The 21,495-nt window shown below is 69.9% G+C and carries 21 protein-coding genes; 15 read left to right on the top strand and 6 right to left on the bottom strand.

Features of this window, described 5'->3' with window-relative positions; translation table 11 throughout:
• The coding region (locus DXK32_RS28655; RefSeq protein ID WP_114861616.1) for a DUF4167 domain-containing protein at positions 1-388 on the top strand (388 nt) is incomplete at its 5' end.
• Positions 389-481: 93 nt separating this feature from the next.
• Here the strand turns inward: DXK32_RS28655 and DXK32_RS28650 are convergent.
• Positions 482-1,276, bottom strand: a complete 795-nt coding sequence (locus DXK32_RS28650; protein WP_114861612.1) for an MOSC domain-containing protein — start codon at positions 1,274-1,276, stop codon at positions 482-484.
• Positions 1,277-1,333: 57 nt separating this feature from the next.
• On the bottom strand, positions 1,334-1,876 hold the full coding sequence (locus DXK32_RS28645; protein WP_114861611.1) for an NUDIX domain-containing protein: 543 nt from the start codon (positions 1,874-1,876) through the stop codon (positions 1,334-1,336).
• Between the two features lie 238 nt (positions 1,877-2,114).
• Here DXK32_RS28645 and clpB point away from each other — a divergent pair, with 238 nt between their 5' ends.
• Positions 2,115-4,745 carry an ATP-dependent chaperone ClpB gene (clpB, locus tag DXK32_RS28640; protein WP_114861610.1) on the top strand — a complete coding sequence of 877 codons (2,631 nt, stop codon included), beginning with the start codon at positions 2,115-2,117 and terminating at the stop codon, positions 4,743-4,745.
• A 53-nt stretch (positions 4,746-4,798) separates the two neighbouring features.
• On the opposite strand, the gene trhA is transcribed toward clpB, so the two are convergent.
• Entirely contained in the window at positions 4,799-5,458 is a 660-nt protein-coding gene (gene trhA, locus DXK32_RS28635) for a PAQR family membrane homeostasis protein TrhA (RefSeq protein WP_114861609.1), read from the bottom strand.
• 206 nt (positions 5,459-5,664) lie between these two features.
• On the opposite strand from trhA, the gene DXK32_RS28630 reads away from it, so the two are divergent.
• From DXK32_RS28630 to DXK32_RS28620, 3 genes are all read left to right on the top strand, one after another.
• Complete coding sequence (locus DXK32_RS28630) at positions 5,665-6,393, top strand: AzlC family ABC transporter permease (RefSeq protein WP_114861608.1); 729 nt, start codon at positions 5,665-5,667, stop codon at positions 6,391-6,393.
• A complete protein-coding gene (locus DXK32_RS28625; RefSeq protein ID WP_205215852.1) occupies positions 6,390-6,728 on the top strand; it encodes an AzlD domain-containing protein in 339 nt (112 codons plus the stop codon). The genes DXK32_RS28630 and DXK32_RS28625 overlap by 4 nt, the downstream gene beginning before the upstream one ends.
• 134 nt (positions 6,729-6,862) lie before the next feature.
• Positions 6,863-7,324, top strand: coding sequence for an SH3 domain-containing protein (locus tag DXK32_RS28620; RefSeq protein WP_114861607.1), 462 nt, complete (start codon positions 6,863-6,865; stop codon positions 7,322-7,324).
• Positions 7,325-7,458: 134 nt separating this feature from the next.
• On the opposite strand, the gene DXK32_RS28615 is transcribed toward DXK32_RS28620, so the two are convergent.
• A complete protein-coding gene (locus tag DXK32_RS28615) occupies positions 7,459-9,534 on the bottom strand; it encodes a methyl-accepting chemotaxis protein (protein WP_114861606.1) in 2,076 nt (691 codons plus the stop codon).
• A gap of 244 nt (positions 9,535-9,778) precedes the next feature.
• Between DXK32_RS28615 and DXK32_RS28610 the strand changes: the two genes are divergently transcribed.
• From DXK32_RS28610 to rpmB, 5 genes are all read left to right on the top strand, one after another.
• On the top strand, positions 9,779-11,638 hold the full coding sequence (locus tag DXK32_RS28610; RefSeq protein ID WP_114861605.1) for an ABCB family ABC transporter ATP-binding protein/permease: 1,860 nt from the start codon (positions 9,779-9,781) through the stop codon (positions 11,636-11,638).
• Between the two features lie 42 nt (positions 11,639-11,680).
• Positions 11,681-12,268 carry a biliverdin-producing heme oxygenase gene (locus DXK32_RS28605; RefSeq protein WP_114861604.1) on the top strand — a complete coding sequence of 196 codons (588 nt, stop codon included), beginning with the start codon at positions 11,681-11,683 and terminating at the stop codon, positions 12,266-12,268.
• Positions 12,269-12,374: 106 nt separating this feature from the next.
• Positions 12,375-13,379 carry a methylmalonyl Co-A mutase-associated GTPase MeaB gene (meaB, locus tag DXK32_RS28600; protein WP_114861603.1) on the top strand — a complete coding sequence of 335 codons (1,005 nt, stop codon included), beginning with the start codon at positions 12,375-12,377 and terminating at the stop codon, positions 13,377-13,379.
• 195 nt (positions 13,380-13,574) lie between these two features.
• Complete coding sequence (locus tag DXK32_RS28595; RefSeq protein WP_114861602.1) at positions 13,575-14,471, top strand: phasin family protein; 897 nt, start codon at positions 13,575-13,577, stop codon at positions 14,469-14,471.
• A 164-nt stretch (positions 14,472-14,635) separates the two neighbouring features.
• Positions 14,636-14,938 carry a 50S ribosomal protein L28 gene (gene rpmB / locus DXK32_RS28590; protein WP_114861601.1) on the top strand — a complete coding sequence of 101 codons (303 nt, stop codon included), beginning with the start codon at positions 14,636-14,638 and terminating at the stop codon, positions 14,936-14,938.
• A 193-nt stretch (positions 14,939-15,131) separates the two neighbouring features.
• Here rpmB and DXK32_RS28585 read toward each other — a convergent pair whose 3' ends face one another.
• Positions 15,132-15,905 (bottom strand): hypothetical protein, encoded by a 774-nt coding sequence (locus tag DXK32_RS28585; protein WP_247877394.1) that lies wholly within the window; start codon positions 15,903-15,905, stop codon positions 15,132-15,134.
• A gap of 74 nt (positions 15,906-15,979) precedes the next feature.
• Complete coding sequence (locus DXK32_RS28580; RefSeq protein ID WP_114861600.1) at positions 15,980-16,540, bottom strand: regulatory protein RecX; 561 nt, start codon at positions 16,538-16,540, stop codon at positions 15,980-15,982.
• Positions 16,541-16,620: 80 nt separating this feature from the next.
• On the opposite strand from DXK32_RS28580, the gene DXK32_RS28575 reads away from it, so the two are divergent.
• The 5 genes from DXK32_RS28575 (at position 16,621) to DXK32_RS28555 (ending at position 21,371) form a co-directional block, all read left to right on the top strand.
• Positions 16,621-17,424 (top strand): ABC transporter permease, encoded by an 804-nt coding sequence (locus tag DXK32_RS28575; protein WP_114861599.1) that lies wholly within the window; start codon positions 16,621-16,623, stop codon positions 17,422-17,424.
• A 150-nt stretch (positions 17,425-17,574) separates the two neighbouring features.
• Complete coding sequence (locus tag DXK32_RS28570; RefSeq protein WP_114861613.1) at positions 17,575-18,729, top strand: aspartate aminotransferase family protein; 1,155 nt, start codon at positions 17,575-17,577, stop codon at positions 18,727-18,729.
• A complete protein-coding gene (gene argF / locus DXK32_RS28565; RefSeq protein WP_114861598.1) occupies positions 18,729-19,643 on the top strand; it encodes an ornithine carbamoyltransferase in 915 nt (304 codons plus the stop codon). Before DXK32_RS28570 ends, argF begins: the two co-directional genes overlap by 1 nt.
• Positions 19,644-19,756: 113 nt before the next feature.
• Positions 19,757-20,704 (top strand): Hsp33 family molecular chaperone, encoded by a 948-nt coding sequence (locus DXK32_RS28560; RefSeq protein ID WP_247877393.1) that lies wholly within the window; start codon positions 19,757-19,759, stop codon positions 20,702-20,704.
• 79 nt (positions 20,705-20,783) lie between these two features.
• On the top strand, positions 20,784-21,371 hold the full coding sequence (locus DXK32_RS28555; RefSeq protein ID WP_114861596.1) for a hypothetical protein: 588 nt from the start codon (positions 20,784-20,786) through the stop codon (positions 21,369-21,371).
• Positions 21,372-21,495: the final 124 nt, after the last annotated feature.

Raw genomic sequence — 21,495 nt, 5'->3', positions numbered from 1 at the left:
GTCTGGTGACGCAGCGGAACGTTCTGCCGGCGGTGGCAACCGCCGGCAGAACGTTCCGCTGCGTCACCAGACCTTCGACAGCAATGGTCCGGACGTGCGCATCCGCGGCAACGCGTGGCAGGTCCATGAAAAGTATCTGGCGCTGGCCCGCGACGCCTCCTCGTCCGGCGACCGCGTCCAGGCGGAAAACTACCTTCAGCACGCGGAGCACTATTTCCGCATCATCAACCAGATCCAGGAATCCGAGAACCGCCAGCGCGGCAACGCCGGCGCCGCCGGCCTCGGCCCGCAGCCCAGCCTGGGCGGTTCGGCGGAGGACGAGGATGACGGCGAGATGGGCGAGGAGTCCGAGACCGCCGCCGACGAACGCACCCCCATGAGCGCCTGACGGTCCCGCCTGGTAACCGTCAATCCTGAGGCCGGGACGTTCCGGCTTCAGGGCCGGCGGGTATCATGGTTGGTGAGTTTTCAGGACGGCTTTTCAGGACGGCAGGTCTTCGGCCAGCGCCACCGGGTCGCCCACCGCGATCCGGCCCCCATGCACCACCCGGGCATAGACGCCGCACTGCGTGTGGTCGTACCCGCGCTCCAGAATGGGAAGCGTGTTGAGATCGCGCGCGCCGGTCGCCGGGTTGACCTCGCTGGACGGCCGGCAATCCTTGTGGTCGCAGATGCGCAGGGTGACCTCGCCGACGGTCAGCAGCGCGCCGATCCACTGGCGCTCCACCCAGGGCTCCAGTCCGTCGATCATCAGGTTGGCGCGGAAGCGCCGCGGATCGACCGGTTGCTTGGCCACCCGCTCCTCCAGATCGCGCACGCTGGCGAGATTGAGGATGGAAACCGCCGCCTCTTCCCGGTCGGTGAAGGAGAAACCGCCGCCCTGGGCCGGGTTCGTGGCTTCGGCCAGCTTGGGCAGACCGGGGGCCGCGCCGGCCAGATAGGCGGCGAAGAACTGTTCCACCAGCATCCGGCCCATCGGCTGGTCCAGACGCCCGCGCGACACTTGCTTGCCGCCGCGCCGGATGATCAGCGACTGGGTGGCCTCGTCGAACTCGGAATCGAGCAGCGCCAGCTTCTCGTTCCGGTCGAGCGTGAAGAAATCCTCGTTGGGACGCCAGCCCTCGACATCCGGGGTCAGGGCGGCCGGGCCGTGCAGCAGGCCGAAGCGCCGGTCAAAGGGAATGGGTTGGCCGGTGACGAGGTCAACGGCGGGAAGGTCCTGGCCGCTCAGCCCCTTCACGGGGTAGCGGCGTATGGCGGCGACGGTCGCGGGCATTGCATCGCACAATGGTGGGACCGGTTCGCTTCTGTCAACCGTCGCAATCGAAAACCGTCACCAGCGCTCGGCCAAAGGCTCCCGACCCTGGAACTCGGCGATTCGCCGCCGCGTCGCGGGGGAGGTGTCCTCCGGCAGCCGGTCGAGCGGGAAGAAGCGCGCCTCCAAAATCTCCACCCCGTCGGCCTGGAGCGTTCCCGACCATCCGCGCGCGACGAAGACCGCCACATGGTCGCTCGCCCCGTGCCGGAAGCGGGCGTAGACGCCGAAGGGCTGCGGGCCGCTCTCCACGGTCAACCCGACCTCCTCCCGCACCTCGCGCTTCATGGCCTCCACCAGGGACTCCCCTTTTCCGACTCCGCCGCCCGGAAAATGCCAGCCGCCCACGTAGCTGTGGCGGATCAGCAGGACCGAGGCCGCCCCGCCCCCAGGGGCCGAGTCGTCCAGGATGATCCCCCGCACCCCCATGGTCAGCGGCCGCGCCACCCAATGCCACATGTTGCGGCCGTGCCAGGCCAGCCGCATCAGGGGGGTGGTCAGGGCGGGCCGCAGGGTCGTGGGCGAGGGGTTGCGCGGGGTGCTGGTGGGCGTCGCCGTCATGAAAAAGGCATTCCGTGGCTTTGGACGAAAACCCTAGCCCTTTCCGGCGGGCCGCGGAAAGCCACCCTTTCGGCGCGGGTCCGACAAAAGCAATAACCACGCGTGCCGGGGGGTCTTGCATACGGATGGGCCTCTCCCACATCTACGGCGACGCATGCATCCTTGCGGATCGCACTGTTAACGTGGATCGGACTGACCGGGCTGCCTCGCGGACGGTCGGCGATGAAGGGAGCACATCATGGACTTCGAAAAATACACCGAGCGCAGCCGTGGCTTCGTGCAGGCGGCGCAGACCCTGGCCCTGCGGCGCGGCCACCAGCGGCTGACGCCGGAACATCTGTTGAAGACCCTCCTGGACGACAAGGAAGGCTTGGCCTCCAACCTGATCCGTGCGGCCGGCGGCGATCCCGCCCTGGCGCTGTCGGGCGTGGACGCCGAGCTGGACAAGCAGCCCAAGGTGGAGGGCGCCGGCGCCGGGCAGGTGTATCTGACGCCGGAGCTGTCGCGCGTGTTCGAGCAGGCCGAGACGGTCGCCAAGAAGGCCGGCGACAGCTACGTCACGGCGGAGCGCATCCTTCTGGCGCTCGCCATGGCCGACGGCACGCCGTCCGCCGCGGTTCTGAAGCGCGCGGGCGTCACCCCGCAGGCGCTGAACACCGCGATCAACGAGGTGCGCAAGGGCCGCACCGCCGACACCGCCAGCGCCGAGCAGGGCTACGACGCGCTGAAGAAATACACCCGCGACCTGACCGAGTCGGCGCGCGAGGGCAAGCTCGACCCGGTCATCGGGCGCGACGAGGAAATCCGCCGCACCATCCAGGTGCTGGCGCGGCGCACCAAGAACAACCCCGTGCTGATCGGCGAGCCGGGCGTCGGCAAGACCGCCATCGTCGAGGGCCTCGCCCAGCGCATCGTCAAGGGCGACGTTCCGGAAGGGCTGAAGAACAAGAAGCTGCTGTCGCTCGACCTCGCCGGCATGGTGGCCGGCGCCAAGTACCGCGGCGAGTTCGAGGAGCGGCTGAAGGCCGTGCTCCAGGAAATCCAGGCGGCGGCAGGCGAGGTCATCGTCTTCATCGACGAGCTGCACACGCTGGTCGGCGCCGGCAAGGCGGACGGCGCCATGGACGCCTCCAACATGCTGAAGCCGGCGCTGGCGCGCGGCGAGCTGCACTGCGTCGGCGCGACCACGCTGGACGAGTACCGCAAGCACATCGAGAAGGACGCGGCGCTGGCGCGGCGCTTCCAGCCCGTCTTCGTGCCCGAGCCGACGGTCGAGGACACCATCTCGATCCTGCGCGGCCTGAAGGAGCGCTACGAGGTGCACCACGGCGTGCGCATCACCGACGCGGCCATCGTGTCGGCGGCGACCCTGTCGAACCGCTACATCACCGACCGCTTCCTGCCCGACAAGGCCATCGACCTGATCGACGAGGCGGCCAGCCGCCTGCGCATGGCCGTGGACAGCAAGCCGGAGAGCATCGACGAGCTGGACCGCCGCATCATCCAGCTCAAGATCGAGCGGGAGGCGCTGAAGCGCGAGTCCGACGACGCCTCGCGCGCCCGGCTCGCCAACCTGGAAGGCGAGCTGGCCGACCTGGAGCAGGAGTCCGCCGAGCTGACCGCCAAGTGGCAGGCCGAGAAGGACCAGCTCCAGGGCGCCCAGAAGATCAAGGAGGACCTGGAGAAGGCCCGCACCGAACTGGAGCAGGCCCAGCGCGACGGCAACTGGGGCCGCGCCGGCGAGCTGGCCTACGGCGTCATCCCCGACCTGGAGAAGCGTCTGAAGACGGCGGAGGAAAGCGCCGCCAACCGTATGCTGAACGAGGAGGTGCGCGACAGCGACATTGCCGCCGTGGTCAGCCGCTGGACCGGCGTGCCGGTGGACAAGATGCTGGCCGGCGAGCGGGAGAAGCTGCTGGCGATGGAAACCCGCCTGAAGACCCGCGTGATCGGCCAGGACGAGGCCATCGTGGCGGTGTCCAACGCGGTGCGCCGCGCCCGCGCCGGGCTGCAGGACCCCAACCGGCCGATCGGCTCCTTCCTGTTCCTCGGTCCGACCGGCGTCGGCAAGACCGAGCTGACCAAGGCGCTGGCCGAATTCCTGTTCGACGACGAGACGGCGATGGTCCGGCTCGACATGTCGGAATACATGGAGAAGCACTCGGTCGCCCGCATGATCGGCGCCCCTCCGGGCTATGTCGGCTATGAGGAGGGCGGGGCGCTGACCGAGGCGGTGCGCCGCCGGCCCTATCAGGTCGTGCTGTTCGACGAGGTGGAGAAGGCCCATCCGGACGTCTTCAACGTGCTGCTCCAGGTGCTCGACGACGGGCGGCTGACCGACGGGCAGGGGCGGACGGTGGATTTCCGCAACGTGGTCATCATCATGACCTCGAACCTCGGCTCCGAGGTGCTGGCGGCCCAGCCGGAAGGCCAGGACAGCGGCGCCGTGCGCGACGAGGTGATGGAGGTGGTGCGCGCCCACTTCCGGCCGGAGTTCCTGAACCGGCTGGACGAGATCCTGCTGTTCCACCGCCTGGACCGCAGCCACATGGGCGGGATCGTCAAGATCCAGCTCGGCCGGCTGGTCCGCATGCTGGCCGACCGCGACATCACGCTGGAGGTGGACGAGGCGGCGACTCAGTGGCTGGCCGAGGCCGGCTACGATCCGGTCTACGGCGCGCGTCCGCTGAAGCGGGTGATCCAGCGGGAGCTTCAGAACCCGCTGGCCACCATGATCCTGGAAGGCCGCGTCGCCGACGGCCAGACGGTGAAGGTGGGAGCGGAAGGCGGCGAGCTGACCATCAACGGCCTGCCCGTCTCCGCCCAGGTGCGCAGCGCGGCGACGCAGCCGGTGACGACCGTCCATTGACGGCCATGCATTGATGATGCGGGCGGGGGGCCTTTCGCGAGGCCCCTCGTGCATCAGGTCATCGCGAACTCCCGCGCCACCGCGGCGAAGTGGCAGGAGGCCGCGACGATGACCAGCGCGTGCCAGACCGGGATGTTGTAGGGCAGGCGGTCGAGCGTGTGGATGAAGGCCCCCACCGTGTAGACCACGCCGCCCACCGCCAGCAGAAGCAGCGTCACCGGGGACAGCGACCGCCACAGCGGTTCGGCCACCGACAGGATGGCCCAGCCGAGCCCGAGATAGAGCACGAAGCCCAGCCGTTCGTACCGCCAGGAGGCGAACAGCTTCAGCGCCACCCCGCCCAGCGCCACCACCCACACCGCGACGCCCAACGGGAGTCCCGCCGCGCCGTCCAGCCGGTTCAGGGTGAAGGGGGTGTAACTGCCGGCGATCATCACATAGATCATCGCGTGATCGACCCGCCGCAGCACCGCCTTGCGCCGCCCCGGCGGGGACATGTTGTAGGCGGCCGACGCGCTCAGCATGCCGACCAGCCCGGCGCCGTAGGCCGCCAGCGACACCATCTCGGTCGCGGAGGCGTGGCCCGCCGTCACGGCCAGCAGCCAGGACGCGCCGATCAGGCCGGCGATCACGCCGATGGCGTGGATGACCGCGTCCGCCGCACGCTCCCCCGCCGTGTGGACGGGAAACTCGAAGCAGGAATCGGGTTTCATGGGACCAGCCTGCCGGAAAGGCGGGCGGATGGAAAGCTCTCCCCCGGCACTCCAACCCATCGGAATCGTTAACCCCGCAGGGTTGGTGGGGCGGATGGACTTGTCTCCCGGACAATAAAAGGCGGGCAGGCCGGGCGTCGCAGCGCTATGGTCCGCAGCCCGACACGGTTCCACGGACCGGTCCGATACGACGCCTCAGAACGATCATGACCAGACGATCCAGCTTCGCCGCCGGCGCCCGCGACACCCTGCCGATGGTCATCGGCGCGGCGCCCTTCGGGGTGATCTTCGGCACGCTGGTGGCCGCCGGGCCGCTGGCGGCGTGGCAGGGGCAGCTCATGTCCCTGTCGGTCTATGCGGGGTCCAGCCAGTTCATCGCGCTGGGGCTGGTGGCCGGGCACGCCGGGCTGGCGGTGATCTGGCTGACCACGCTCATCGTGAACCTGCGCCACGCCCTCTACGCCGCCACGCTGCTGCCGCACGTCGCCCATCTGCCGGCGCGCTGGCGCTGGGCGCTGGGCTTCTTCCTGACGGACGAGACCTTCGCGGTGATGGCCGGCTATTACGCCCGGCATCCGCGGGCGCCGCTCGGTCACTGGTACTTCCTGGGCTCCTGCCTGTCGATGTACGCGAACTGGCAGGTCTGGACCCTGGTCGGCCTGCTGTTCGGCGCGGCCTTCCCGCAGCTCCAGTCGCTGGGGCTCGACTTCGCCATGGTCGCCACCTTCATCGCCATCGTCGTCCCCCAGCTCGCCAGCCTGCCCAACTTCGCGGCGGCGGTGGCGGCGGGCACCGTGGCCTATCTGGGGCAGGACGTGCCCTACAAGCTGGGGCTGATGGCCGCCGTGCTGGCCGGGGTGACCGTGGGGATGGCCCTGCAGCGCTGGCGCTCCGGCGGGCTGGAGGCCGGACGGCGGGAGGAGGAGGCGGCATGACCGGGACCGTCCTGACCAACACCGTCATGATCCTGGGCATGGCGGCGATCACCGTCTTCGTGAAGGCGGCGCTGTTCGTGCTGGGCGACCGGGTGGTCTTCCCGCCGTTGCTGAAGCAGGCGCTGGGCTTCGTCCCGGTGACGGTGCTCACCGCCATCATCGTGCCGATGATCCTGGCCCCCAACGGCGAGGGGCTGGAGCTGACCTGGAGGAACCCGCAGCTCGTCGGCGCGCTGGCCGCCGTGCTGGTCTGCGTGGTGACGGGCAAGCAGCTCCTCACCATCGCCGTGGCGCTGGGCGTCTTCCTCGCCTGGCAGCTCGGCGTTCTCGCGTAGGCGTCGGGCGAAAGGGCCGGCGCCACTTTCCTGCCACAAACAGTGCATAGCCGTTCTGCCGCGGCGCGGTGGCGCGGGTGGGGGCGCATCCTGTATGGTCGCCCGATCGAAAGGGCTACCCAACCGAGTCCGTGATGACCAGACGTCTGCGCCTCGTTCCCGTCTCCCTCGCCGTGGCCTGCGCGGTGATGCTGACTGCCTGCCAGACGGGCGAGCGGACCAACCGCGCGCCCGTGGTGCAGGGAACCGCCAGCGCCTCCCCGGCCGGGCTCGACACCGTCTCCGGCGAGTGGGAAACCGACAAGACCACCGCGCTGCGGTCGCAACCGAGCAACGGCGCGCCCATCATCGCCACCTTCCCGCCCGGCCAGCCTTTGAAGGTTCTGGGCCGCGCCCGCGGCACCGATTGGGTGGCGGTGCAGGCTGTGGGGTCGACCGCCTATGTGCGGATGCATCTGCTGCGGCTGCGCGGCAGCGCGCCCGTCCAGACCGCCCGCGGTACGACGACCACCGTCGCCAAGCCGGAGGACAACGCCGGCCCCTCGATCAAGGCCGCCCCGCGCCGCAGGATCGAGGCGACGCCGATCGCGAATTGAGGCGGGGGGCGGTTTGCCCCCACCCTAACCCTCCCCCGCTGCGCAGGGGAGGGGACTGCCGCCGCTTCGCAGGAATCTCCCTCCCCTGCGACAGCGGGGGAGGGCCGGGGAGGGGGCAAGAGTGACTTTGGCTCTCAGAACTCCCTCCAATCGTCGTCCTCGCTGACGTTGCGCTTGAGCGCGGCGCCCGAATGGACCACCGCACGAGCCGCCGGCTTGGCCGCGGCGCGGGCCGGGCGCGGTGCCGGAGCGGCCGGACGTACCGGTGCGACGTGCCGCGGAGCCGCAGCGGTGGTCGCAACGGCGACGGGCATGGCCCGCGGGTCCAGCTTGAAGAAGCCGATCAGCCCCTTCAGGTCGTTGGCCTGACCGGCCATGGCCTGCGCCGCCGCGGTGGTTTCCTCGACCAGCGCGGCGTTCTTCTGGGTCATCTCGTCCATCTGCGAGACGGTGGCGTTGATCTCATCCAGCGCCGCCGCCTGCTCGCTCGACGCCGAGGCCATCTCGGCGATCAGCCCGGCGACCTGATGGACGCCCGACACGATGCCTTCCAGCGCGTCGCCGGCCTTCTTGACCAGCTCCACCCCGTCCTTGACCTGGGCGTCGCTGTCCAGGATCAGGCCCTTGATCTCCTTGGACGCCTGGGCGGAGCGCTGGGCGAGGTTGCGCACCTCCTGCGCCACCACGGCGAAGCCGCGCCCGGCGTCGCCGGCCCGCGCCGCCTCCACCGCCGCGTTCAGCGCCAGCAGGTTGGTCTGGAAAGCGATCTCGTCGATCACCCCGATGATGTCGGTGATCTTGCGGCTCGACGCCTCGATGCGCTTCATCGCCTCGATGGCCGAGCCCGCCACCGTGCCGCCGGACTCCGCGGCGGTGCGGGCGTCGGCGGCCATGCCGTTGGCGCGCTGGGCGTTGTCGGCGTTGGAGCGCACGGTCGCCCCCAGTTCCTCCATGCTCGCCGCCGTCTCCTCCAGCGAGGAGGCCTGCTGCTCCGTCCGCTCCGCGAGGTCGGAGGAGCCGATGGAGACCTCGCCCGCCGCCGAGGCGATGGTGTCCGCCGCCTGGGTGATCTGGCCGACGATCTCCGACAGCTTGGCGGAGGTGGCGTTGACGTCGGTCTTCAGCGTCTGGAAGGCCCCCTCGTAGTCGCGTTGCACCCGCTTGTTGAGGTCACCCTGGGCGAGCGCGCTGAGCACCGCGCCGAGATCGGCGATGACCGCCTCCACCGTGTCGGTCAGGCGGTTGATGCCCGCCGACATGGTCTTGTAGAAGCCGTCCTTGCCGGCCAGCTCCAGGCGGCGCGACAGGTCGCCCTTCGACACGCCGTCGATCAGCGCGGCGATCTCCTCGCCGATCGCCGCCTCGCGGGCGCGCTGCGCCTCGTCGGCGCGGCGCTCGGCCTCCAGGCGGGCGCGCTCGGCCTCGTCCATCGCCTTTTTCTGGATGGCGTTGTCCTTGAACACCTGCACCGCCTGGGCCATCTGCCCGATCTCGTCGCCGCGGTCGAGGCCGGGAACGGCGACGTCCAGCTTGTCGGCGGCGAGGTCGTGCATGGTCGCGCTCATCGCCCGCACCGCGCCCATCTGACGGCGGACCAGGAAGAAGCTGACCAGACCGAAGGCCAGCGTGACCAGCGGCGCCACCACCAGGATGGCGCGCTCCACCTCGTCCACCACCCTCATCACGTCGGCCCGCTTCAGCCCGACGAACAGCACGCCGACCACCGAGCCGGAGGAGTCGAGCAGCGGGTCGTAGGAGGTGAAGTAGCGCTCGCCCAGGATGTCGGCCTCGCCGCGGTAGGGCTTGCGCTGGGTGATGACGCTGTCGAAGACCGGTCCGGCGCCCAGCTTCGTGCCGTTGGCCCGGCTGCCGTCGGGGTTCTGCACGGTGGTGGCGACGCGGGTGTCGCCGCGGAACACGGTGGCGGCCCCGCCGGTCAGTTCGCGGATCTGGTCGACCATGCGGGTGTCGCCGTCGATCCGCACCGATCCGACGTAAAGCGCGCCGTCGCGCAGGCTGTAGTCGGCGCCGTTCTGCTTCAGCAGCATGTGGGCCAGCGCCATGCTGCGCTCCCGCTGCTCCTGCGCGGAGGCGGCGCTGCGGTCGCTCAGCACATGGCTGGAGGCCAGCGTCAGCACGATGGCCAGGATGAACAGCCCCAGCACGTTCAGAAGGGACAGTTTGGCAGTCAGGGAAAGGTTCTTCAGCACGTTCGGCCCTATGCGGCAGTCGCTCCGCAGCCCTCGCCGACGGAGATAGACAATAAGTCTAATACGGTTTTATCCATTCGTCCGCGTGCAATTTTTCAGAGATCATTTCCCGTCGACCGTGTGGAAGGGCTCCGGCGGACCGCCATGCAGCCGGCGCACGGCCCGTCTTCCTTGGTTGGCGGCGCATGTGGCCCTAGGTTAGGGCAGCCGCTCTTGGCAACCGACCCTTTTCCCGGACTTCCCCATGCGCCGCCGCACCAGCAACCCCAGCCCGGCCCCCTCCTACGCGGAGGCCGCGTCCAGCACAGGCGACATGGCGGCGCTGCGCTCGCTCGTCCCCTATCTGTGGCCGCATGATTCCGTCGAGACCAAGCTGCGCGTGGTGGTGGCGCTGGTCCTGCTGGTCGGCGCCAAGGTGGCCAACGTCTGGGTGCCGCTCTTCTACAAGCGGGCGGTGGACGCCCTGTCGCCGGGCGACGCCGGGGCGCTGGTGACGATCCCGCTGGGGCTGATCGTCGCCTACGGTCTGGCGCGGGTGATGTCGCTGGTCTTCGCCGAGCTGCGCGACGCGGTGTTCGCCAACGTCGCCCAGCGCACCATCCGCAAGGTCGCCCTGTCGGTCTTCCAGCATCTGCACGCCCTGTCGCTGCGCTTCCATCTGGAGCGGCAGACCGGCGGGCTGACCCGCTCGCTGGAGCGCGGCACCCGGGCCATCGAGACGCTGCTGCGCTACGCCCTGTTCTCCATCGTGCCGACGCTGGTCGAGATCACGCTGGTCTGCGTGATCCTGTGGCGGATGTTCGACGGCTGGTTCGCGCTGGCGACCTTCGCCACGGTGGGCAGCTACATCGCCTACACCTTCTTCGTGTCGGAATGGCGCATCCAGTTCCGCCGCGCCATGAACGAGACCGACAACAAGGCCAACACCAAGGCGGTGGACAGCCTGCTGAACTACGAGACCGTCAAGTATTTCGGCAACGAGGGGCATGAGGCCCGGCGCTACGACCAGGCGCTGGCCTCCTACGAGCAGGCGGCGGTGAAGAGCCAGCGCAGCCTGTCGCTGCTGAACATCGGCCAGTCGGCGATCATCTCGCTGGGGCTGGCGGTGGTCATGGGCATGGCGGCGCGCGGCATCGTCAACGGCACGATGACGCTGGGCGACTTCGTGCTGGTGAACACCTACCTGCTCCAGCTCTACCAGCCGCTGAACTTCTTCGGGGTGGTCTACCGCGAGATCAAGCAGGCGCTGATCGACGTTGAGTCGATGGTGACTCTGCTGTCGGTGGACCGCGAGGTGGCCGACCGGCCGGGCGCCCCGCCGCTGGCCATCACGGGGGGCGAGCTGCGCTTCGACGGGGTGGAGTTCGGCTACGACCCGCGGCGGCCGATCCTCAAGGGGGTGAGCTTCACCGTGCCCGCCGGGCGGACGGTGGCCATCGTCGGGCCGTCCGGGGCGGGCAAGTCGACCATCGGCCGGCTGCTGTTCCGCTTCTACGACGTGTCGGGCGGCGGCATCCGGATCGACGGGCAGGACATCCGGGAGGTGACCCAGCAATCGCTGCGCGGCGCCATCGGCATCGTCCCGCAGGACACGGTGCTGTTCAACGACACGGTCTATTACAACATCGCCTACGGCCGCCCCGGCGCCAGCCCGGCGGAGGTCGAGCAGGCGGCGCGGCTGGCCCACATCCACAACTTCATCATGGCGCTCCCCGACGGCTATGAGACCACGGTGGGGGAGCGCGGGTTGAAGCTGTCCGGCGGCGAGAAGCAGCGCGTCGCCATCGCCCGCACCATCCTGAAGAACCCGGCGATCCTGCTGTTCGACGAGGCGACCTCGGCGCTCGACACCCACACCGAGCGGGAGATCCAGGCGAACCTGCGCGAGGTCAGCCGCGGCCGCACCACGCTGGTGATCGCGCACCGCCTGTCCACCGTGATCGACGCCGACGAGATCCTGGTGATGGAGGCCGGGCGTGTGATCGAACGGGGGCGGCACATGGAACTGCTGTCGCGCGGCGGCGCCTATGCCGCATTGTGGGCGCGGCAGCAGGAATCCTCCCAGGGGCCGGAACCGGTTCCGGAAGTCCTCGCCCCCACCTGAACCCTTTCCCACCTCAATTCATCATCACGACGGAGCATCCCTTTGGGACCGGTACGGCAGGCGCTGCGCGAGGCGACCCGCGACATCCATGAACGGCTCGACCGCGCGGCGGTCCTGCGCCCGCTGACCAGCCCGTCGATCACCGTGGAGGAGTATCGCGACGCCCTGATCGCCCTGCACGGCTTCAACGCCCCCATCGAACGGGCTTTGGGCGAACGGGCGTTGGGCGAGCGGGCGCCGGGCGAGGGGGCCGAGCGGCTCGACCTGCTGCGCGCCGATCTGGCCGATCTGGGGGTGGACGCGGACACGCTGCCGGTGGCCGGGGCGCTGCCGGCGCTGGACGGCGTGCCGGCGCGGCTGGCGGCGCGCTACGTGCTCGACGGCTCCGCCCATGGCGGGCGGGCGATGCTGCCCAACGTCACCCGCGCGCTGGGCTTCGACGCCACGCGGGGCGCGCGCTTCCTGGCGTCGGCCGGGATCGACATGACGGGACGCTGGAAGGCGCTGCTCGCCCGGCTGGAAAGCGATCTGGAGGCGCCCGAGTCGGCGCAGGCCGCCTGCGCCACGGCGGTCGCCCTGTTCGCCGCGCTGGAGGTCTGGCTGGACGGTCTGGCCGCGAAGGCGGCGTGACGCTTACGGAGGACGGCGGATCGCCGCAGCGGATCGCCGCAGCGGATCGACGCAGCAGATCGAAGAGGGGCTTCACCGCGCCCGCCGCGCCCGCTAGGGTCCTGCCATGACGACAGCTCCCGCCCCCGCCCTCAACACCCACGCCGCGCTCGCCGACGCGGTGCTGCGGGGTGACCGCCGCGCGCTCGCCCGCGCCATCACCCTGATCGAATCGACCCGGCGCGACCACCGCGCCCAGGCCGACGCCCTGCTGGAGACCTTGCTGCCCCACACCGGCAACTCGGTGCGGGTGGGCATTTCCGGCGTGCCGGGGGTGGGCAAGTCCACCTTCATCGAGGCGTTCGGTCAGCACGTCATCGCGCGCGGGCACAAGGTGGCGGTTCTGGCCATCGACCCGTCGTCGCAGCGCACCGGCGGCTCCATCCTGGGCGACAAGACCCGCATGGTCGACCTGTCGCGCGAGCCGAACGCCTTCATCCGCCCATCGCCCGCCGGCGCCACGCTGGGCGGCGTGGCCCGCCGCACGCGCGAGGCCATGCTGATCTGCGAGGCCGCGGGCTTCGACGTGATCGTGGTGGAGACGGTGGGCGTCGGCCAGTCGGAGACGGCGGTGGCCGACATGGTCGACCTGTTCATGCTGCTGCTGCTGCCCGCCGGGGGCGACGAGCTTCAGGGCATCAAGAAGGGCATCGTGGAGCTGGCCGACCTCGTGGTCGTCAACAAGGCCGACGGCGACCTCGCCAACACGGCGCGGCATACCGTCGCGGACTACCGCCATGCCCTGACCCTGCTGCGCCATGGCGACTGGCGCGTGCCGGTGCTGAGCTGCTCGGCCATCACCCGGGCCGGCATCGATTCGGTGTGGGAGACCATCGGGGAGCACAAGGCGATCACCGAGGCGTCCGGAGTCCGCGCCACGCGCCGCGCCGAGCAGGCCCGCGCCTGGCTGTGGAGCGAGATCCGCGAGACGCTGGTGGACGCCTTCAAGGCGCATCCCGCCGTGCGCGCCGACCTGTCCGCGCTGGAATCCCGCGTGACCGGCGGCGCCATCACCCCCACAGCCGCCGCACGCGTTTTGCTTGAAAAGTTCCTCGGACGCGCGGTGGAGTAGGTCCTTTCGGGTATGCTGCACCGCAACATTTCCGTTGCGCCGCGATTCTCCCGTGCATAAGGTGGCCTGGGCGGGAAAGGAGCGCCTCCGTGGCGCTTGGGCGAGAGGTTTGCCCGCAGTCTCCTGGGGTATGAGCCGGAGTTGACTTGTCCGACACCGCCTCCGCGTCGAGTCGTCAACGGGAGACCTTAGGACATGGCCGCCAATTTTCTGGACCTTTTCGAGCGCTTCAATCCCCTGACCAATGGGCCTCTCGCCCTGTCGCCGCTGGGCAAGGCGAACGCCGAGACCTACGCCGCCCGCGGCACGCGCGTCGCCGGCGTGATGCAGGACGGCTGCCGCCGCCTGCTCGACGGCGTCACCGCCGGCATCGGCGAGACGACCCAGTTCGCCGGTGAATTCGCCAAGGTGCGCAGCCCGGCCGACCTCGTCGCCGTGCAGCGCGAATGGGCGACCGTCGCCCAGGCCCGCGTCGTCAACCAGGTGCAGACCGTCCTCGACGTTTCCTCGAAGATCGCCGCCGAGCTGGGCGTCAGCCCGGTGGCCCTGACCCCGGCCGCTCCGGCGCCGAAGGTTGCTCCGGTGGCCGCCCCGGTCGCGGCGCCGGTTCCCGCCCCGAAGGCGGAGGCCCCGAAGGCCGAGGTGAAGGCCGCCCCGAAGGTCGAGGAGAAGAAGGCCGAGCCGGCTCCCGCCCCGGCGCCGAAGAAGGCTCCGGCGGCCCGCAAGGCTGCTCCGGCCAAGGCCGCCGCTCCCAAGGCGGAGGCCCCGAAGGCCGAGGCGCCCGCTGCGAAGGCGGAGCCGGTGAAGGCCGAAACGCCGAAGGTCGAGGCGACTCCCGCCCCGGCGCCCAAGGCGGAGGCCCCGAAGGCTGATGTGAAGGCTGCCCCGAAGGTCGAGGAGAAGAAGGCGGAGGCCCCGAAGGCCGAAGCCGTCAAGGCCGAAGCCGTCAAGGCCGAAGCCGTCAAGGCCGAAGCCGTCAAGGCCGAAGCCGTCAAGGTCGAAGCCGTCAAGGCCGAGGCGGCGAAGCCGGAAGCGCCCAAGGCCGCTCCGAAGGCTGAGGAGACGAAGGCCGCCGCTCCCGCCGCCCAGTGATTCCACCGGATCGCGGTCCCCGCCGGCCCGGGGACCGTCGATCGGCGCGCGCCCGTCTCTTCCTTCCTTGACGGGCGCGCGCTTGTTCGACTATAACGCCGCCTCCTTCGGGCGGAATGCTGCCCGGGACCGGGTTTCATTTGCTAAAATAAAGGATCAGTCCGATGGCACGTCGGTGCTCCGTGACCGGTAAGGGCACGCAGTTTGGCAACAACGTCAGCCACGCCAACAACAAGACCCGCCGCCGTTTCCAGCCGAACCTGCAGGAAACCGCGCTGCTGAGCGATGCTCTGGGTCAGATGGTGCGCCTGCGTATCTCCACCAACGCGATCCGTTCGATCGAGCACAAGGGCGGCCTCGACGCCTTCCTGCTCGACGCGAAGGACGACGTCCTCAGCCTGGATGCGCGCCGCCTGAAGCGCCGCATCGCCAAGGCCCAGGACAAGCAGCAGGCCGCCGCGGCCTGAGGCTGACCGCCGGAAGCGCCCGAGCGCTTCCGGCGATTCTGGTGACGTCACCGCGGGGCGGCAAACTCCGCGGTCGGGCGAAGAGCCCCACACCAGGACGACTCCGACTCTCGGTTGCACCGAACCCCGGTTGAGAGTGTCGCGCGCATCGCCGAAAGGCTTTGCGCGCGTTTTGTCGTTTTCGGGGCTTGTCCTAAAACGACCGCTGCACGCCCAGCAGCAGGCGGTAGCGCGGCGAATCGGGGCAGAACCCGACGCCGACTCCGGCCCCCACGGCGAGGTCTTCGCCGACGAGATGCCGGACGCCGGCCTCCACGAAATTGTCGGCCTTGCCGCGTTCCTGCGACTGCTCCCGGACCACATCGAAGGCCACGGCGGTGGCGGGGCCGACCGGGGCGTTCATCCCGGCGGCCATGATGAAGCGGTTGTCGCGCTCACCCGGCTCCGGATCGAACAGATGCCGCCAGGACAGGTTGGCGTGCAGGCGCGGCGCTCCGGCGGATGTCCCGAGCGGCTGGGTCAGGCGCCCGGTGATCCCGGCCTCGGTCGTCTTGCTCCCCGACCCGTAGGGGATGCTGACCAGCGGCTCCACCGACAGGCCCAGCCGGCCCTGCGACGGTTCGCGGATGTTGTATTCGGCGGACAGCTTGACGTCGCCCTGCTGCGCGTCGTCGGCGTTGCCGACGCGGTAGCCGGGATTGACCTTCAGCGCCAGGCCGTTGGCCACGCCGACCTGGAGTTCCGGATCGAAGGACAAGCGGTTGCGCCCGCCGTCCCCCTTCAGCCGGTCGAAGAAGGCGCGGACCTTCACGTCGACGCTGCCCTTCTCGATGGCGGCGGCGTCCTCGACGGTGATGGGCAGCTCCGACGACAGCGCCATGCGCTCGTCGTCCTGCGCGCTGGCGGTGCCGGCAAGGGCCAGCAGCCCGGCGGCGAGGGTGAGGCCCGCGAGGGCGGCGTGGCGCATGTCTGATTTCCCGAACCGGTGGCGTTTGCCGAACAACAGCCGGACGGGGCGAGCGGGCCGCGGCGGGGACGGGGTTACTCCACCGAGTCGGGGTCTTCGGCGTCCACCACCCGCCGGGCGATGTCGTAGGCGAAGCCGGCGCGGCCGAGCGCCGCCAGATCCTTGTCGCGGAATTCCGCGCGCTTGTCCGGCAGGCGGTAGGGGCCGAGCCGGCGGCGGCGGGCCAGCGCCAGGGCGGCGGTCAGGTTCAGGTCGCCCTCGACCTCCTCGTCCAGCGACTCCAGCGCGCGGTCGGCCTCGTCGCGGCCGATGCCCTTGGCGGACAGCTTCTCGCGGATGGCGCGCGTCGAGGTGCCGCGGCGGTGCAGGCTGGCGGCGCGCATCTCCGCATAGGCCGTGTCGTTCAGCAGGCCGCTGCGCAGGTAGCGGGCGATCAGGTCCTCGACCCAGCGCGCCCCCTCCGCCGGGTCGGTGCCGTGGGCCTGGGCGGAGCGTTCGACCTTGCGCATCAGCACGCGCCGCAGGCTGGCCGAGGAGCTGGCGAAGCGCTGGAGATAGTGCAGGGCCGCGTTCTCCAGATATTGGGCGGTGACGAGGCGCGGCGGCTTGCGGGCCGGCGGCTGGTCGCGGGTCATGGCTGTCTCCCGTCCGGGGGCGGTTGCCGGAACGGGCGGCGCGCCCTAAAGTCCGGTCCATTCCTGTGAATCGTGGTGCGATGACTCATCCTCTCCCTCCCATGCCCCGCCAGGTCGGCGCCGTCAACTGGGTCGGCCTGTGGACCCTCTACGCGCGCGAGGTGCGCCGGTTCCTGAAGGTGCACCAGCAGACCGTCTGGGCGCCTGTGGTCACCACCCTGCTGTTCTACGCCGTCTTCGCGCTGGCGCTGGGCGGTGCGGTGCGGATGATCGGCACGGTGCCCTATCTGGAGTTCCTGGCCCCCGGCCTGATCATGATGGCGATGGCCCAGAACGCCTTCGCCAACACCTCCTCCTCCGTGGTGATCGCGAAGGTCCAGGGCAACATCGTCGACATCCTGATGCCGCCGATGGCCCCGCTGGAGTTGGCCTTCGGCTTCGTCATGGGCGGGGTGACGCGCGGCCTGCTGGTCGGGCTGGTCACCGGGCTGGCGATCTGGGCCTTCGTCCCGGTGCGCATCGCCCATCCGGAGTTCGTGATCTTCCACGCCCTGATGGCCTCCATGCTGCTGTCGCTGCTCGGGCTGGTCGGCGGCATCTGGTCGGAGAAGTTCGACAACATCGCGGCGGTGACCAACTTCGTGGTGACGCCGCTGTCCTTCCTGTCCGGCACCTTCTATTCGGTGGAGACGCTGCCGCCGGTGTTCTGGTGGATCGCCCATTTCGACCCGTTCTTCTACATGATCGACGGCTTCCGCTACGGCTTCATCGGGCGGTCGGACGGCACGCTGGGGATCGGGATTCTCGTCATGCTGGCCGTCAACGGCGCCCTGTGGTGGCTGGCCTGGCGCATGCTGAAGACGGGCTACAAGCTGAAGGCGTAAATCCACCCGAATCCGGTCGAATTCAGCCGGTCGGCGTAGCCAATCCGTTGACAGGCCGAAGTGACATCTTGATATTCGACGGTTCCCGGCGGGCGAGGGTGTCCGCCGGGCTTTCCTCATTTGGAGGTTTTCGCTGTGATTCCGGTCGTCATGCCCACATATGCCCGCGCCGACATCGTGTTCGAGCGCGGCGAAGGTCCGTATCTGTACGCGACCGACGGGCGACGATTCCTCGACTTCGCCGCCGGTGTGGCGGTGAACGTCCTCGGCCACGCGAATCCCTATCTGGTCGAGGCGCTGACCGCCCAGGCGCACAAGCTCTGGCACACCTCCAACCTGTTCCGGGTCGCCGGGCAGGAGAGCCTCGCCAAGCGGCTGACCGCCGCCACCTTCGCCGACACCGTGTTCTTCACGAACTCGGGCGCCGAGGCGTGGGAGTGCGGCGCCAAGCTGATCCGCAAATACCATTACGAGAAGGGCGACAAGGCCCGCACCCGCATCATCACCTTCGAGCAGGCCTTCCACGGCCGCACGCTGGCGGCGGTGTCGGCGGCCCAGCAGGAGAAGCTGATCAAGGGCTTCGGCCCGCTGCTCGACGGCTTCGACCTCGTGCCCTTCGGCGACCTGGAGGCGGTGCGCAACGCCGTGACCGACCAGACCGCCGGCATCTGCCTGGAGCCGATCCAGGGCGAGGGCGGCATCCGCGCCGGCTCGGTCGAGTTCCTGCGCGGCCTGCGGGAAATCTGCGACCAGCACGGGCTGCTGCTGTTCCTGGACGAGATCCAGTGCGGCATGGGCCGCACCGGCAAGCTGTTCGCCCATGAATGGGCCGGCATCACGCCGGACGTCATGGCGGTGGCCAAGGGCATCGGCGGCGGCTTCCCGCTGGGCGCCTGCCTCGCCACCGAGAAGGCGGCGTCGGGCATGACCGCCGGCACCCACGGCTCGACCTACGGCGGCAACCCGCTGGCCACCGCGGTCGGCAACGCCGTGCTGGACAAGGTGCTGGAGCCCGGCTTCCTCGACCATGTGCAGCGGATCGGCGGGCTGCTCCAGGAGCGTCTGGCCGGGCTGGTGGCCGAGAACCCGGCGGTCTTCACGGGCGTGCGCGGCAAGGGGCTGATGCTCGGCCTCGCCTGCGGCCCGGCGGTCGGCGACGTGGTGGCGAAGCTGCGCGCCAACGGTCTGCTGTCGGTTCCGGCCGGCGACAACGTGGTCCGGCTTCTGCCGCCGCTCAACATCGGCGAGGCCGAGGTGGAGGAGGCCGTGGCCATCCTCGCCAAGACCGCGAAGGAGTTGGTGTGATGCCCGCCGTCCGTCATTTCCTCGACATCGACCGGCTGGACAAGGCGACCCTGCGCCAGATCCTCGCCATGGCCGCGACCATCAAGAAGGACATCCCGGCCTACCGCTCGCTGTTCGCGGGCCGCACGCTGGCGATGATCTTCGAGAAGCCGTCGACCCGCACCCGCGTCTCCTTCGAGGTGGGCATGCGCCAGCTCGGCGGCGACGTGGTGGTGCTGAAGCCCGACGACATGCAGCTCGGCCGCGGCGAGACCATCGGCGACACCGCCCGCGTGCTGTCGCGCTACGTGGACGCGGTGATGGTCCGCACCATGGGCGAGGAGCGCGTGCACGAGCTGGCCGAGTTCGCCTCGGTGCCGATCATCAACGGCCTGACCGACCAGTCGCACCCCTGCCAGATCATGGCCGATGTGATGACCTTCGAGGAGCATCGCGGCCCCATCGAAGGGCGCACGGTGGCCTGGATCGGCGACGTCAACAACGTGGCGGTGAGCTGGGTCCATGTGGCGGTGCGCCTCGGCGTGGAAATCCGCCTCGGCTGCCCGGAGATCTACGGCCCGGCGCCGGAGCTGCTCGACTGGGTGAAGCGTGAGGGCGGGCGGATCACCGTCACCACCTCGCCGGAGGAGGCGGTGCGCGGCGCCGACTGCGTGGTCACCGACGCCTGGGCCTCCATGCACAACACCGACGTGGACGAGCGGGCGGCGGTCCTGGGCCCTTATCAGGTCAACGAGGCGCTGATGGATCTGGCCGCCCCCGACGCCCTGTTCATGCACTGCCTGCCCGCCCACCGCGGGGAGGAAGTGACCGACGGGGTGATCGACGGCCGGCATTCGGTCGTCTGGGACGAGGCGGAAAATCGCCTGCACGCCCAGAAGGCCATACTGGCATGGTGCCTCGGCGCCACTATCTAAGAGCACTTGTGGGGCTGAGAGCCCTTGGAATTGGAGTCATGGCCCGGCGCCGCCCCCCGCGATGAGCGGGATGGCGGCGCCGGGCCATGGCCTGTCGTAACTTCGAGGACATCATGGACGATCCTTCCGTCCAACCGATCGCCGACGATCTCGTTCTGCCCTTTCAGATCGAGGCGTCGCGCCTGCGCGGCCGCATGGTGAAGCTGGGCCCCGCGCTGGACGAAATCCTGACCCGCCACGCCTATCCGGAGCCGGTCGCCCGCTTCCTGGCCGAGACGATGACGCTCGCCATGCTGCTGTCCAGCATGCTGAAGTACGACGGCATCTTCACGCTCCAGACCAAGGGCGACGGTCCGGTCCGGCTGATGGTGGCGGACATCACCTCGGTCGGCGACATCCGCGCCTACGCCCAGTTCGACGAGGAGGCGCTGGCCAAGGCCGGCGACGACGTGGCCATCGCCCCGGCGCCGGCCCTGCTTGGCAAGGGCCACATCGCCTTCACCGTGGACCAGGGGCCGAACACCGAACGCTACCAGGGCATCGTCGAGCTGTACGGCAAGACGCTGGCCGATTGCGTGCAGCACTATTTCCGCCAGTCGGAGCAGATCGACACCGGCCTGACCGTGTCGGTGGACCAGGAAACCCTGCCGGACGGCAGCAAGGGCGCCTGGCGGGCCGGCGGCATCATGATCCAGCGCCTGCCGCAGGACGCCACGGAGAAGGTGCTCGGCTCCGGCGACGAGGACGCGTGGCGCCGCGCCATGGTCCTGCTGTCCAGCACCACCGGCGACGAGCTTCTCGACCCGGAGCTGCCGGCCCGCGACCTGCTGTTCCGCCTGTTCCACGAGGACGGCGTGCGGGTGTGGCAGCCCAAGGCCCTGCGCTTCGGCTGCCGCTGCTCGCGCGAGCGGGTGTCGGACATGCTGTCCAGCCTGCCGCGGGACGAGGTGCAGAGCCTGAAGATCGACGACGGGCGCGTCGAGGTGGTCTGCCAGTTCTGCTCCACCGCCTATCACTTCGACGACGCGGACCTCGACCGGGTCTACGGCACGGCGAAGTAAGCGGCTCCAGGTTCCGGATGCGCTTGGGAAACGGCGCGGCTATAGTGCCGCGCCGTTTTTCCGTCTCACCGGAGCGATCATGCCCACCCGCCGTTTCGTTCTCGCCGCCGCTCTCGCCACCGTGGCCCTGACGGCCTGCCAGAGCACGCCGCCGCGTCCGGCGGCCCGGCCCATCGACTATTCCAACTTCGGTCCGATCGTCCTGAACGCGGGCGGCGTCGACGTGGTGGACGCTCACCGTCCCGTCGGCACCGCCGTCGACCAGCGCATCCCCCTGCCACCCGCCGAGGCGGTGCGCCGCTGGGCCAACGAGCGGCTCCAGGCCGCGGGCGGGCCGGGCCGCGTCCGCGTCACCATCCGCGACGCCAGCATCGTCGAGGTCCAGCTTCCCAAGACCGGCGGGGTGAAGGGCTACTTCACCAACGATCAGGCCCAGCGCTACGACGGGCGGATCGAGGTCGAGGTCGGCGGCGAGCTGCCCGGCGAGACGACCTTCCGCGGCATGACCAAAGCGACGGTGACCCAGTCCACCACGGTGCCGGAGAACATCTCGCTGGCCGACCGCGAGGCGACCCTGCAGGACCTCGTCCGCCGCATGATGGACGACCTGAACGCCCGGCTGGACGCCGGCATCCGCAAGGACCTGGCGCCGATGGTGCGGCGGTAACGTTCGGCAGCGGGGAAGTCTTGCCCCCTCCCTAGCCCTCCCCCGCTGACGCAGGGGAGGGGACTGATCCTCCCTCTCCTGCGAAGCGGGGGAGGGAAGGGGCCCGCGGCGAAGCCGTGGGAAG

The organism is Azospirillum brasilense (assembly GCF_003349955.1).
Taxonomy (GTDB): Bacteria; Pseudomonadota; Alphaproteobacteria; order Azospirillales; family Azospirillaceae; genus Azospirillum; species Azospirillum brasilense_B.
This window is presented reverse-complemented; position numbering and strand designations above follow the sequence as displayed.

Excerpts from the sequence above, each read along its gene's own strand:
- DXK32_RS28650 (WP_114861612.1), bottom strand. The coding sequence starts at position 1,276 with ATGCCCGCGACCGTCGCCGCCATACGCCGCTACCCCGTGAAGGGGCTG.
- DXK32_RS28645 (WP_114861611.1), bottom strand. The coding sequence starts at position 1,876 with ATGACGGCGACGCCCACCAGCACCCCGCGCAACCCCTCGCCCACGACC.
- clpB (WP_114861610.1), top strand. The coding sequence starts at position 2,115 with ATGGACTTCGAAAAATACACCGAGCGCAGCCGTGGCTTCGTGCAGGCG.
- trhA (WP_114861609.1), bottom strand. The coding sequence starts at position 5,458 with ATGAAACCCGATTCCTGCTTCGAGTTTCCCGTCCACACGGCGGGGGAG.
- DXK32_RS28630 (WP_114861608.1), top strand. The coding sequence starts at position 5,665 with ATGACCAGACGATCCAGCTTCGCCGCCGGCGCCCGCGACACCCTGCCG.
- DXK32_RS28625 (WP_205215852.1), top strand. The coding sequence starts at position 6,390 with ATGACCGGGACCGTCCTGACCAACACCGTCATGATCCTGGGCATGGCG.
- DXK32_RS28620 (WP_114861607.1), top strand. The coding sequence starts at position 6,863 with ATGACCAGACGTCTGCGCCTCGTTCCCGTCTCCCTCGCCGTGGCCTGC.
- DXK32_RS28610 (WP_114861605.1), top strand. The coding sequence starts at position 9,779 with ATGCGCCGCCGCACCAGCAACCCCAGCCCGGCCCCCTCCTACGCGGAG.
- meaB (WP_114861603.1), top strand. The coding sequence starts at position 12,375 with ATGACGACAGCTCCCGCCCCCGCCCTCAACACCCACGCCGCGCTCGCC.
- DXK32_RS28595 (WP_114861602.1), top strand. The coding sequence starts at position 13,575 with ATGGCCGCCAATTTTCTGGACCTTTTCGAGCGCTTCAATCCCCTGACC.
- rpmB (WP_114861601.1), top strand. The coding sequence starts at position 14,636 with ATGGCACGTCGGTGCTCCGTGACCGGTAAGGGCACGCAGTTTGGCAAC.
- DXK32_RS28585 (WP_247877394.1), bottom strand. The coding sequence starts at position 15,905 with ATGCGCCACGCCGCCCTCGCGGGCCTCACCCTCGCCGCCGGGCTGCTG.
- DXK32_RS28580 (WP_114861600.1), bottom strand. The coding sequence starts at position 16,540 with ATGACCCGCGACCAGCCGCCGGCCCGCAAGCCGCCGCGCCTCGTCACC.
- DXK32_RS28575 (WP_114861599.1), top strand. The coding sequence starts at position 16,621 with ATGACTCATCCTCTCCCTCCCATGCCCCGCCAGGTCGGCGCCGTCAAC.
- DXK32_RS28570 (WP_114861613.1), top strand. The coding sequence starts at position 17,575 with ATGCCCACATATGCCCGCGCCGACATCGTGTTCGAGCGCGGCGAAGGT.
- argF (WP_114861598.1), top strand. The coding sequence starts at position 18,729 with ATGCCCGCCGTCCGTCATTTCCTCGACATCGACCGGCTGGACAAGGCG.
- DXK32_RS28560 (WP_247877393.1), top strand. The coding sequence starts at position 19,757 with ATGGACGATCCTTCCGTCCAACCGATCGCCGACGATCTCGTTCTGCCC.
- DXK32_RS28555 (WP_114861596.1), top strand. The coding sequence starts at position 20,784 with ATGCCCACCCGCCGTTTCGTTCTCGCCGCCGCTCTCGCCACCGTGGCC.